Consider the following 11,668-nt stretch of genomic DNA (forward strand, 5'->3'; position numbering starts at 1 on the left):
TTGAATTCGTTCCTCGTTATAAAATTTTATATAATCACTTAACAGCTTCCGCCATTTCTCAAGAATCTTAAATTTATAAAGGTAAAGGCACTCCGTTTTTAGATGACTAAAGAAATTCTCAATGTTCTCGTTATCCAAACAATTTCCTTTTCCCCATAAAAAATCCCTCCTAAGTAAACAGTACAACCCTTTCTTTTTTCTGTCTACTATAGAGGGATCATATCAAAAAATGATCAGTCCTTTTCTTATTTCTATCGTTCACTATTTCTTTTTATTCATACTTTGCATCATCTTATTCATTTGATTTAATTGTTTTTGGTTCAAATTTACACCCATTTGTCTAGCCATTTGTTGAATTTGCTTATTATCCATTGACATATTTGTCATCTGTTTACGTAAATAATATACTCCACCAGCAAATCCTGCTACGCCACCTGCAATAAATGTAAGAATAGGGATAACGATATCCATTATTATTTCTCCTTTATTATAATAATCTCTCTACTATCTTAACGGAAAATAGTACTGTTGAATAGTGGCTGATTTTATCCATCTCTATTATTTCGCCAATTCATAGATCGCTTGCGCATAAATCGCTGTTGCTTTCAATAAATCCTCTATTTCGATATATTCATCCTTTTGGTGAGCTGTTTCCACTTTCCCGGGAAATAAGGGACCAAATGCTACACCAACTTGTAATGCTCTAGCATAAGTACCGCCTCCGATAGAAAGAAGCGTGGCTTCCTCCCCTATCTGTTCCTTGTATACTTTTTGCAATGTCTTGACCAAAGAATGATTTTTGTCTACATGGTGCGGTTTAGAATTGTCGATATTGGTAATGGTAATTCCCCATAGTATACCATTCCCTTCTATTTTACGAATCATTTGTTCGTATAGAGTCGTTACAGGATAACGAACATTTAAAGTAATCGTAGCTTTATCCTTTTCCATTTTTAAAATACCAGAGTTTACGGTTAAGGCACCTGTTATTTCATCTTCATAGTTAATCCCTAGTTTTTGCCCGTCATAATCTCGATATAAAACCTGATCTGCCCACTTCATCCAAGGATCAATATGAAGCCATTGCTCGACTCTCATTAGAAAATGAATCAGTTCTAATCCTGCGTTTACCCCTTTATCTGGTTCCATGCCATGGGCAGAAACTCCAGCTAATGTAATGATTAAATTCTCACCATTCAACGATACATCTCCATGATGGGGATATTCCTTTAAAAACTGTTCAAAGGAAGATTGAATTTGTTCAAGTTGCTCTGCCATTCCATGAATCACAACGTTTGCCAGATCTGGAACCATATTAGGTCGTTTGCCTGATACAAAAGATTGAACAAATGCCTTTTGGCTTGTCACTCTTTCTTGATGTTTAGCTTCTAAGGTAATATCAGCAATTCCTTTTTCAGCAATAATGATCGGAAAATCTGCATCGGGAGCAAACCCCATTGCAGGCATTTCTTCTCGTTCAAAATAATAATGAACTCCTCGCCAATGCGATTCTTCGTCTGTTCCAAAAATAATTCTAACTCTTTTATTTAAGTTTAAGTTAAGGTCTTTTACAATTTTTGCAGCGTAAATAGTGGCCATTGTTGGCCCTTTGTCATCAATAGCACCCCTTGCGAAAATTTTACCATCTCTTACTTCTGCAGCATATGGAGGAGTAGTCCAACCATCCCCTTCAGGAACCACATCAACATGACAAAGAATCCCAATGATTTCATTCCCTTGGCCAATTTCTGCGTGGCCAGCATAACCATCAAGATTTTTGACATTCATTCCTGAAGCTTCACATGTATCTAACGCATATTCTAATGCCTCTTTAATTCCTTTTCCAAAAGGAGCATTTTCATTTTTCTCTTTTTCATTTAATACACTTTTGATCTTTAAAAATTCCTGGGTGTCTCTTATCAGATCTTCTTTTCTAAGTTCCACTTCTTTTAACCAATCAATCATCATTTCCATCCCTCACTATCAAACCGATTTTGTTTGCATCTTCAACTACTTTCGCAAGTTGGTTACGGATATCTTCTAATTTGTCTATATTTTCAGTCTCATTCATATATTGATTTGCTTTTTCAATCAGGTCTTGGTTCTCAGAAATAGCTCCTAGCAAATATATCATTTGAGTTAAATTTTGGATTTCGCGATATAAGTTAAAATAAAGCTGAGCTTGAATAATTTCACCACGAATTTCAAACATTTCACTATCCAACTTTGCAGAAGCCACCGCTGCTTGTGTCAACCTCAATTGGATATGTTCAGGTATCTTCCCATCATATTTATAACTGAGGGAATGTTCGATAGTAGCCCAGAAGTTCATTGCCATCGTTCTTAATTGAAATTCAACATAGACCTCGATTGGTCCATTGATTGTAATCACTTCATAGGCTACGATAACATGATAGCTTCGGTATCCGCTTTTTTTAGGATATCGAATGTAATCCTTCTTTTCAACAATTCTCATATCACTACGTTGTTCAATCATTTGTACAACTGTATCAATATCATCGACAAATTGAGAGATAATCCGTATTCCAGCGATATCCCTAATATGTTCTGAAATTTCTTGATCAACCGGCATATTAAGGATCTTTGCTTTACTTAAGATACTGTTTACCGTTTTTACTCGTCCGAAAACAAACTCGATAGGTGAATGTATTTTCCTTTTTCGATATTCTTTTTTTAAATGGATAAATTTAACCACTAATTCGCCAACTGCTTGCTCATAAGGAATAAAAAAATGACTCCATTGTTCTTCATTCACTGAAATTTCCTCCATTATAAAACCTCATATATATCTTTTTCTACATTTACCTTGATTATCCTTTATAAAAACAAGTACGATATTCAAAGAGTAAAGATTGCATTTTTTTCATACCTTATGTATGATTTCATAGGAAGATCTTTGATGTGAAGGTGAGGATTATACATGATAGAAACAAATGAAAAAGAAATTATGCAAGAAATAGATAAAAAAGAGGGTTTTGTGCTTGTTTTGTTTTCTACCCCTTTCTGAGGAAAGTGTGAAATCGCGGAGCGATTTCTAGAAGAAGTTTTACCTCAATTGCCTGAGTTCCCTGCTTTTAAGTGCAATGTGAACTTTTCGCCAAATATTGTAGAAAAATATCAGGTTTCAGCGGCTCCATCCTTTAAATTATTTGTTGATGGTGAAGTCGTTCAAACCTTATTCGGAATGAGATCACCTGATGATCTTTACTATACGTTAAAAAATTATGTGAAAAAAGAAGAAAACTACGAAGATATTTGGAGTACATTGTTTGCTGAAGCTGAAGAAAATAATGATGAAGAAAAGAAAGATAAAGAATAATATCAAAGAAAAAGCATGTACGTGACAGAGCTACGACATGCTTTTTTCTGAACAAAATCTCTCCATTCAATCAATATTCCTACCAAGAAACCAAATAAATATAATTTGTAGAACGCATAAAGTGTTGAAAAATTTCCTCCATCTTAACTTTTGTTTTTATAAATCACGATGTACTATTGTCCACGTTAGCCCTGGCTCATTTTATATGTCTATGATTTTTTCCGATGTTGTTGTCTGTGTCTGTTCCAAATCGTTCTGACTTTGTTAAATTTCCTCTTGATTATTCGATTGATTTTGAGTTTCTTTTTCATTAGTTTGTTTAATCCAATCATTTAAGCCAAATTGTCAAACGGGAGGGAAGTTAAAAACAACTTCATTTAATTGATCCATCTCACTTTTCACGAATTCAATTACCCATGTATTTGAAATAATTTTATTTTCTTTATAATTCCCACCTAATACATGACATAACTCTTCAATTATATTAATATTTGGAGTGTTGATTTTCATTTCTCTAATTCTAAAATCACTTAATTGATCTACTACATTAAAATTTCTTTGTAATTCAATTTTGAAAGAAAGTTTCTGATTGGTGTCCAATGATGATAATGAAATAACTTCAAAGCAAACACCTCCATATATTGATAAATCTTCAATGAACTGCTTATGTAGACTCTTTCAGATAACGTCCTGGGTATCCCCAACTCCCTTGAGCTTACAAGGATTTGCTAATGCCTTACCAGACTTGGAAGGCTAATGCAACGACTGACTCGGTTAGTTAAAGGAATGTATCGTTGTTCTACTCACAAATTTCTCCCTCAATAATAAAAAAACCCACAATTAGTTTATTTATTGTGGGTCAATTACAAGATGATTTAGTTCCCTTGCACCATGTATAAATGTTAAAATGACTACTTTATCTTCTAGAATTTTATAAATTAATCTATACCTAAATATAAAAACTTCTCTTATAGTAGGATCTCTTAATTCTGGTACAATACGTCCTCTTTTTGGAAATTCACCTAAACTTCTAGCCTTATCTATTGTGGTATAGTAAAAAGAATGAGCAAAAGCTGGTGAATCTTCATACAGATAAGCAATAATTTTTTCTAAATCACGAGCAGCAGATTCGGACCATACTATTGTTTTAACCATTTTTCTAAACGCTTTTCTACTTCGTCATGAGATATTATATTCCCTTTATCTAAATCATCTAAACCTTCTTTAATTTTCATTTGTACATATAGAGTATACTGTATATCCTCTAATGAAGCATTATCAGGAAGATTATCAATTATTTTCTTCACTTCATCTTTTAACATATAAAACATCTCCTTGAAATTTTAAATAAATTATATCACATTTTTTATCAAGTGAAACTGCTTTAGAAAAAGAACGTTCTCCGACCTTTCACATAACGTTCTCGTATCCCCGACACCTCTGAGCTTACAGGGAATTGCTAATGCCTTGTCACACTTGACAGGCTAACGCAACAACCTACTTGGTTTCATGCATTTTTAAATACTTCAACTTTAGCGTTAGGCATCTTATTCGCCCATAGTCAGGTCGCTGATCAGCCAACGGTCATTGACCTTACACGATATAGTGGTTTGTATCGCCTCTTTCCATCCGCAATATCTCAATCCGGTCAGGCCAATGGCTAGAAACCTCTCTACCAGGTGCACTTTGCGGATCAGCCTGCCATTTTTGCATCAGTTCCGGCGTTACATAATCACTGTAGTTTTCTGCGATGCTTGCAGCAACCAAATCATTGGGAGCCGTGAGGGAAACCATTTGCAGCTTTTTCCCGAATCCTTTCACTAGGGTTTGCACGGCCTGTTCGTCACGTTTATAGTCATTCTTTAACATTTGAATGATTTCGATAAGTTCAGCAAGACTTTCCTGATTCTCAGCAAACTGCCGTACATCACCACCGACAATCCTCTCAGCGTCAGCACGGGTATAGGTGAATTTAAAAGGAGTTGAGGAAAGTAATTTATTATTCCAAGAGCCCATATGAGTGATTTCCTCAGCATTGTTGATCAAACCAAGAAGTAGAATAGAGTTTCTTAAGAACTGTTCCTCGCTTATTTGGACAGAATCATCCTCCAAACTGTAATTGATCTGCACGCCATAGGGAGCTTTAGATGTGAACAGTTCAATCGAATCACGTTTCACTCCTTTCGGCAAGGGCAGAGCATCAATAAGGGCTACAACCTTTGCATTGTCGCCAATATATTGCATTTTATTTTCCAGTAAAGAATTAATGTTATACATAGCCGTGCCGTTCTTACTGGCAAATACCTCTTCGAGTCGTTTTAAGATATCCTTCTGGTTAATAAGATCAAAGCTAAAACTTGGTTTTACGTTGTTATCAATCCAAACCGGAGCGACATGAATGATGTAACGGTACTCCGAAATGCTGTTATTTATATCATCATAATATGAAATCGAATAACGGCTGTTGGATCCACCGCAAGCTTTGCTTAATTCCTTTTTTGGTATGCGCATCTCCTCCACAATTTCCGTTACCTTAGCTATTTCATTTGTATCGGTCAGAATATATTCGTCACCACTGATCTCATCAACAATACGCACCATTGCCGGTACTCTCAGACTGTTTTGGCCTAAAAAAAGAGATTGAGTTTCAGGATGCTCATAAATACTAAATCCTTTAATAGGATTTGAAATCAGAACAACCGCTAAGATTATTACTGCAATAGTTGAAGTAGCAATAACCCAAAATGCTGGCTTTTTATAATTTAAGATGTTTTTTATTCTTGCTATGATATTGCCTTCTCCAAAAGCAAATGGGCTTGGTGAAGGTGTTTTCTTAAATGTTGCTAAGGCAAGTAGAGAGTCGCTGTAGCCAGCGATATTCTCGCTGCCCCTTATTTGCATAACCCGTTCATCACAGGACATTTCCATATCCTTGGTCATAAGGGAGAAGCTCAGCCACATAAGAGGATTAAACCAATGGATTACAAGCGCGAGATAAGCAATTGGCTTGGTCAGATAATCAAGCCGTTTAATATGGGTTTGCTCATGGCACAGGATATATCCTCGCTCCTGCTCTGTAAGGCTTAGTGGCAGATAAATTTTTGGTTTCACCATTCCGAAGACAAAAGGACTGCGAATTAGATCCGTTTCTTAAATATTACTCGTAACAAATGTAACCATACTGATTTGCTTTTTCAGACGTAGGTAAGAGGTCATGGCAGATATGAGTAAAACGGCTATACCTATAAGCCAAATTAGTGTCCCAAGAGTAATCCAAACTTGCATCGGGTTTACGCTTGCTACAGGGATCGCAGTCGGCAACGAGGCGTTTATAGCTGCATTCACGCTGTCAACCCCCGTATTTACTGTAGGTACCTCCATCTTGCCGATATCCTGCATGATGTACTGCGTTGAAGAAGCATCGGTTTGTACGGGCTGGATGAGTCCTAAAAGGCTAAACGACGAGGAAAAACTGAAAGGGAAAATCAGCCGAAATAACACAACACTCCAGAGGGCATAGGAAAACACTTTTGGAGCCTTTTTCAGCAGCAAACGGGCGATCATCACGGCAATAGCCACATAGCTTGCCGTAATGCTCATATTAAGTGTGGAAATAAAGACATCTTCCAAAAAGCTCATTTTTGACCCTCCTTATGGAGATCTATCAGCCGTTTCATCTCCTCGGCTTCATCATCAGAAAGGGTTTTATCATTTAGAAATGCCGCGATAAATTTAGGTAGCGAGCCGCCAAATGATTTTTCAACGACAACCTCGCTTTCATATTTTTGAACCTGCTCACGCTTAATAATAGAAGAAACGATGAAATTCTCATTCTTAAGTATTCCACGGTCACTCAATTTGCGGAGTACGGTGTAGGTTGTGGTTCTTTTCCAACCCAATTTTTCCTGACACAGTTCTATAAGCCTTCGGGTCGTTAGTGGTTCTTCATCCCATACAATACACATAAACTTAAACTCTGCGTCAAACAGCTTATATTGTTCCATATTTTCAATGCCCCCTTCGTTTGTCTATTCCAGTAGACAATATTAATCTATTGAAATAGACAAACTTTGTCAATAGAACAGGGAACATGACATCCATTTTGATATTTACCAGGTGTACACACTCACCGGCTATACGGACATGGGAATATTTTGCGGAAATATATATCAGTTACTTACAAATATATACGTTTCTGTATTCCTCATCTGGATGGTCGATTCTGTTAAAATTAGTATCTGTTATACTGATTTCTTCAAAGCCAACTTCTCTAAGAAGATTGATTACTTCAGTTGATGAAAAAGCAATTTCTGTAAATGTGTCTTCAAAACTATCAAATAGCCCATTTTCTTCTTTAAAAAATACCGTAAATGAAGCAGTAGAGATTCCTTTATCTTCATAATGAATAGCTTTTTGGATCATATAATTTCCTTTACTGTCTTTATTAATCTGAATACTATTCCAACGTTCCTTTAAAGCTTTCTGTGTATTACAATCAAATATGAACATTCCATTATTATTTAAATGATTTTTAACTTGGGTAAAAGTTTGTTTCCATTCATCTATTGTAAGAAGGTGGTTTATTGCATCATAAGTACAGGTAATAAGATCGTATTTCTTATTCAAATTAAAATTCCTCATATCCTCATGATAGAAATTTATATCTACGTTTTTCGATTTTGCGTTTTCTCTTGCAAATTCTAGCATATCTATTGAAAAATCAAGTCCTTCTGAGAGAAGACCTTCTGTAACAGCTTTGATAGATAGTACTCCTGTACCACAAGCAATATCAAGGTGATTAGATGGATGGAAATTTTCCTGTTTAAAATAATTTTCCATTTGATCCCACAATTTAAGAGGAAACTGACTCCAACCGAGACGATCATAAAATTTAGCTATTTTCTCATACAAGGTTATTCACCTCTTCAATATATTTCCGATAAAATCCCGTAAATTCACAAAGCCCGGTTATTTCTTTCGTTGTCTGACCGTGTTTTCAATAAATTATTAATCATTTTTCGTTTTCTTAAAATCCTGTTTACGAATTGCGCCTCGTTGTTTTCTCATTTCAAATAAAAGTTCAGTAAACCAGTAATCTATAAAATTGCCCTCTCTTACTAATTGTAATATAACATCCTTGCTTGCCCATTTAACCTTTTGAACTTCTTCATATTGCAGTGTCAATGATTCAATATCTATTTCTCGTTCAACTAGATAATAATCATCAAAACCTTCTTCAAAATTTATAGCAAAAAATGGTCGCTCATTTGACAAATCAATTCTATAACCTATTTCCTCAAACGTTTCTCTCTCAGCTGCTTCTATACTTGAATGATCCATTTTGATGTTTCACTAGTAGAATGGATACGAGATCAGAGACTCGAAAAAATCGTACATTTTTCCCATTCTTACAGGCTTCTATACCAGTAGCGATGGCTAAATGGGTTTTTCCAGTTCCCACACTTCCAAGCATCATGATGTTCTCATTACGTTCCATAAATACCAAGTCTTTTAATTCTTCAAATGATAAAGAATCATTAAACGTTGTTGCTGCTGAGCCTAGTTCATAATCCTCGAATGTCTTCTGTTGGCTGAATCCTGCCTTTTTAATTAATCTGTTAATCTTTGCTGATGCTCGTGCTTGAATCTCCGACTGTAATAATGTTAACAAATATTCTTCCTTAGATTCATAATTCAACTTTGAATACACCTTTGGAATATGCCCTAATCTTAACTGTTTACAGCACTGTTGTATCAATTGATGGCTCATGGGGTTACACCCTCTTTCGACAGTTGGTCATATACATCCAGGTCTGGGTCATAATTTTTAAATATGTTCGGTGTATAATCCTCCTCTATACTTTCCATGGTGGAAACAGGGTGTGTAATTTGATACAAGGTGTGATATAAAACTCCTTCTTGATCTTGCTGGTATACTGATGTTCTCTCAATCGCTTGTGAGATTTGATTGACGCTATAACCCCCATCTATCTATTTAATTAGCCATCCAATCCGTGACTTTCTTTTGTTAAGGTCGGAGATATTCACATAGATTTGTACCGTTGGAGGTAACTGTGAATAAATCCAAGCATAAGTAGCTGCTTTTGGTTTCTTATGTATAATTCAGCTTTCCAATCAATCTCATGCTCCTTAAACGAGTAAGGACGCATAAATTCTCCTAAAATTTTATAATGTTGATCCATCACCTCAACATAATCCCAGTGAATCTTTAATAGCACAGACTCATTTGAACGTCCTCTAGCCACTGGATATTTCTCTCCTTCAAATTCTACTCTACCGTATTTATCTAACACAGAAGATTCTAAGCGGTAGACATCAAAGGGTTTATTCGGAAGGTATAGAAGCTTGGCTTTTTCTTCTTCAAATAAGACATGAATAGGTTGCTTTTTCTCATAATGAATCTCTTGTAAGTATTTTTCAGCTTTCTCCTTCATCTGTTCGTTAATGTCTTCCCAGGTTGTAAGGGTAGGAAGAGGAACCATCCAGTTTCGACGTGTATATCCCACTTTGTTTTCTACGTTTCCCTTTTCATGCCCCTTTCCAGCATTGCAAAATTCATATTGAAATCCATAGTGCATTGCAAACTGTGTAAACTTTTCTGTTGTTTTGCGATCTCTGTAATTCTCTATTTTCACGACGGCTGCAGAGAGATTGTCAAACCATATTTTCCTTGGAACTCCCCCAACAAGCTGCATTAATTGCTGTAATCCAGTTAGAAAGCTTTCTATGTTTTCACTAGGTAATAACCAAATATACGCGGCATTACTGTATGGGAAAGACATGGCTAAGTATTTTATTTGAATGAGTTTTTGGTTATGATTTACCTCTGCTGTACCATAATCGACCTGAGCTTCACCACCAGGATGTTGAAGATCTATAAATTTATCTGTAGTTTTAGTTAACTCTTTCTTTTTCTTTGCAACGTATGCAGTAACGGTACGTATTCCTCCTGTAAAGCCATATTCATCAACTAAACGCTGATAAACTCGGATTTGTGTATGTCTTTGTTTTTTAGGTTTTCTCAAGTCCTCCTCTAACCATGTGTCAATAATCTCTATATAGTCTCCTAAGATTGGATAACGTTTTTTTCTTTCTTTCAAATCTAAGTTCCAATCATCTTTATCTGCATATTTCTTAGCTGTTCTCCAATTAATATTCATTTGTTTAGCAATACTATTAATTGCTAAGTCTTCTCGTTCCCTCAAGTGTTTGATATAATTTTGTTGAGCCATTGCTAGCATCCTTTCTGTTTCCCCCTCATGAAAATATTAGCTGTGTTTCCATGAAAGAGGTTAATAGATTTTGGGATGACTGGCAAGGCTTTTTATTTAGCAGCTTGCTTATGTATTTTTAGGCTGCCATTCTCTGTACTTTTATTTTGCCATAAACAAATGACATATTTATAAACCGACCATATTCCATAAGGTTCTTTTTTTATAGGTCTATCCATAAATAAATGAATGATTTTATCCTTTGTTTTAACGATAATATATACTTCTTCATCCTTTCTATATTTCTCTATTTTATTCAGCTCATAAGGTTTATCCATCTTTAATTCATAAACAATGAATTCATACGCAACATTCTCGGGATCAAGATTCCCCACTTTAAGTCCTTCATCTACCTCTTTTTAAAGTTTTTTAAGTTCCTCTAAATTACGATTGACTTTTATCCACGTTAGCCCTGGCTCATTTTATATGTCTATGATTTTTTCCGATGTTGTTGTCTGTGTCTGTTCCAAATCGTTCTGACTTTGTTGAATTTCCTCTTGATTATTCGATTGATTTTGAGTTTCTTTTTCATTAGTTTGTTTAATCCAATCATTTAAGCCAAATTGTCAAACGGGATCAAAATTAAAATCCCGTTTAGAACAAGCAAGAAATCCAATTAAAAGACAAAATCTAATAAAGATTTCTGTCACATTTATTTCAGATTGATTGTTTGAACTTTATATCCCTCGTCAGTTTTTACTACAACCATTTCGATTTTTTTTGATTATATTCGGCTTGGTTATTTTCCATAATAGGTTCTATTACTACAATCGTTCTACTTCTAAACGATTTGATGCCCTTAGTGTAATCTTTTAATTTTTCATAAATCTGTTTTTTTCTTCAGAAGGCAATCCTTCATTAAAATATTTTTCAAACTCGGTATACTTAAACGGTTCCTGAATAGATCTCATGATTAACCAAGCAGCATCTCCTGGTTCTTTATTTGAAAGTTTTGGTGAACAGGAAGTCAATAACAATAGAAGAAGAATAGTAATAAAACCAAGGTGTTTTTTCACGATTTTACCTCCCCTAAGAA

The 11,668-nt window shown here is 35.2% G+C and carries 15 protein-coding genes and 1 pseudogene; 1 reads left to right on the forward strand and 15 read right to left on the reverse strand.

Annotated features, from left to right (window positions below):
- The 4 genes from U473_RS15690 to U473_RS08820 all read right to left on the reverse strand — a co-directional run.
- On the reverse strand, positions 1-186 hold a 186-nt coding region (locus tag U473_RS15690), incomplete at its 3' end, for an IS3 family transposase (protein ID WP_407701950.1).
- 75 nt (positions 187-261) lie between these two features.
- A complete protein-coding gene (locus U473_RS08810) occupies positions 262-471 on the reverse strand; it encodes a YneF family protein (protein ID WP_068725434.1) in 210 nt (69 codons plus the stop codon).
- A gap of 87 nt (positions 472-558) precedes the next feature.
- A complete protein-coding gene (gene pepV / locus U473_RS08815) occupies positions 559-1,968 on the reverse strand; it encodes a dipeptidase PepV (protein ID WP_068725436.1) in 1,410 nt (469 codons plus the stop codon).
- Positions 1,958-2,791 carry a GTP pyrophosphokinase gene (locus tag U473_RS08820; protein ID WP_082732455.1) on the reverse strand — a complete coding sequence of 278 codons (834 nt, stop codon included), beginning with the start codon at positions 2,789-2,791 and terminating at the stop codon, positions 1,958-1,960. The genes pepV and U473_RS08820 overlap by 11 nt, the downstream gene beginning before the upstream one ends.
- Before the next feature lie 249 nt (positions 2,792-3,040).
- Here U473_RS08820 and U473_RS08825 point away from each other — a divergent pair, with 249 nt between their 5' ends.
- Entirely contained in the window at positions 3,041-3,340 is a 300-nt protein-coding gene (locus tag U473_RS08825; RefSeq protein ID WP_082732456.1) for a thioredoxin family protein, read from the forward strand.
- Positions 3,341-4,189: 849 nt separating this feature from the next.
- Here the strand turns inward: U473_RS08825 and U473_RS08835 are convergent.
- From U473_RS08835 to U473_RS08885, 11 genes and pseudogenes are all read right to left on the reverse strand, one after another.
- Complete coding sequence (locus tag U473_RS08835; RefSeq protein WP_068725442.1) at positions 4,190-4,495, reverse strand: type II toxin-antitoxin system RelE/ParE family toxin; 306 nt, start codon at positions 4,493-4,495, stop codon at positions 4,190-4,192.
- Positions 4,480-4,662: a hypothetical protein gene (locus tag U473_RS08840; protein ID WP_068725444.1), complete on the reverse strand. Its 183-nt coding sequence runs from the start codon at positions 4,660-4,662 to the stop codon at positions 4,480-4,482. The genes U473_RS08835 and U473_RS08840 overlap by 16 nt, the downstream gene beginning before the upstream one ends.
- A 271-nt stretch (positions 4,663-4,933) precedes the next feature.
- The gene (locus tag U473_RS15240) at positions 4,934-5,941 is read right to left on the reverse strand and encodes a DUF4825 domain-containing protein (protein ID WP_321164181.1); all 1,008 of its coding nucleotides are present in this window, start codon (positions 5,939-5,941) and stop codon (positions 4,934-4,936) included.
- Positions 5,942-6,118: 177 nt separating this feature from the next.
- A pseudogene (locus U473_RS15245) lies at positions 6,119-6,979 on the reverse strand (M56 family metallopeptidase); the annotation flags it as partial.
- On the reverse strand, positions 6,976-7,344 hold the full coding sequence (locus U473_RS08855) for a BlaI/MecI/CopY family transcriptional regulator (RefSeq protein ID WP_068725451.1): 369 nt from the start codon (positions 7,342-7,344) through the stop codon (positions 6,976-6,978). The pseudogene U473_RS15245 and the gene U473_RS08855, both read right to left, overlap by 4 nt.
- 169 nt (positions 7,345-7,513) lie before the next feature.
- Positions 7,514-8,251 (reverse strand): class I SAM-dependent DNA methyltransferase, encoded by a 738-nt coding sequence (locus U473_RS08860; RefSeq protein ID WP_068725454.1) that lies wholly within the window; start codon positions 8,249-8,251, stop codon positions 7,514-7,516.
- A gap of 96 nt (positions 8,252-8,347) precedes the next feature.
- Complete coding sequence (locus tag U473_RS08865) at positions 8,348-8,680, reverse strand: NUDIX hydrolase (protein ID WP_201024171.1); 333 nt, start codon at positions 8,678-8,680, stop codon at positions 8,348-8,350.
- The gene (locus U473_RS08870) at positions 8,652-9,110 is read right to left on the reverse strand and encodes an ATP-binding protein (protein WP_068725456.1); all 459 of its coding nucleotides are present in this window, start codon (positions 9,108-9,110) and stop codon (positions 8,652-8,654) included. Before U473_RS08870 ends, U473_RS08865 begins: the two co-directional genes overlap by 29 nt.
- A gap of 274 nt (positions 9,111-9,384) precedes the next feature.
- Complete coding sequence (istA, locus tag U473_RS08875; RefSeq protein ID WP_068725458.1) at positions 9,385-10,602, reverse strand: IS21 family transposase; 1,218 nt, start codon at positions 10,600-10,602, stop codon at positions 9,385-9,387.
- A gap of 83 nt (positions 10,603-10,685) precedes the next feature.
- Positions 10,686-10,967 (reverse strand): hypothetical protein, encoded by a 282-nt coding sequence (locus U473_RS08880; protein ID WP_068725460.1) that lies wholly within the window; start codon positions 10,965-10,967, stop codon positions 10,686-10,688.
- 477 nt (positions 10,968-11,444) lie between these two features.
- Positions 11,445-11,668 (reverse strand): hypothetical protein (locus tag U473_RS08885; protein ID WP_235589091.1); only part of this gene is annotated, 224 nt, incomplete at its 5' end.

Source organism: Tepidibacillus decaturensis (genome assembly GCF_001561915.1).
GTDB classification, from domain to species: Bacteria; Bacillota; Bacilli; order Tepidibacillales; family Tepidibacillaceae; genus Tepidibacillus_B; species Tepidibacillus_B infernus.

What these genes read in the sequence shown, in the direction of transcription:
- U473_RS08810 (WP_068725434.1), bottom strand. Translation starts at nt 471, where the DNA reads ATGGATATCGTTATCCCTATTCTTACATTTATTGCAGGTGGCGTAGCA.
- pepV (WP_068725436.1), bottom strand. Translation starts at nt 1,968, where the DNA reads ATGATGATTGATTGGTTAAAAGAAGTGGAACTTAGAAAAGAAGATCTG.
- U473_RS08820 (WP_082732455.1), bottom strand. Translation starts at nt 2,791, where the DNA reads ATGGAGGAAATTTCAGTGAATGAAGAACAATGGAGTCATTTTTTTATT.
- U473_RS08835 (WP_068725442.1), bottom strand. Translation starts at nt 4,495, where the DNA reads ATGGTTAAAACAATAGTATGGTCCGAATCTGCTGCTCGTGATTTAGAA.
- U473_RS08840 (WP_068725444.1), bottom strand. Translation starts at nt 4,662, where the DNA reads ATGTTAAAAGATGAAGTGAAGAAAATAATTGATAATCTTCCTGATAAT.
- U473_RS15240 (WP_321164181.1), bottom strand. Translation starts at nt 5,941, where the DNA reads ATGGTGCGTATTGTTGATGAGATCAGTGGTGACGAATATATTCTGACC.
- U473_RS08855 (WP_068725451.1), bottom strand. Translation starts at nt 7,344, where the DNA reads ATGGAACAATATAAGCTGTTTGACGCAGAGTTTAAGTTTATGTGTATT.
- U473_RS08865 (WP_201024171.1), bottom strand. Translation starts at nt 8,680, where the DNA reads ATGGATCATTCAAGTATAGAAGCAGCTGAGAGAGAAACGTTTGAGGAA.
- U473_RS08870 (WP_068725456.1), bottom strand. Translation starts at nt 9,110, where the DNA reads ATGAGCCATCAATTGATACAACAGTGCTGTAAACAGTTAAGATTAGGG.
- istA (WP_068725458.1), bottom strand. Translation starts at nt 10,602, where the DNA reads ATGCTAGCAATGGCTCAACAAAATTATATCAAACACTTGAGGGAACGA.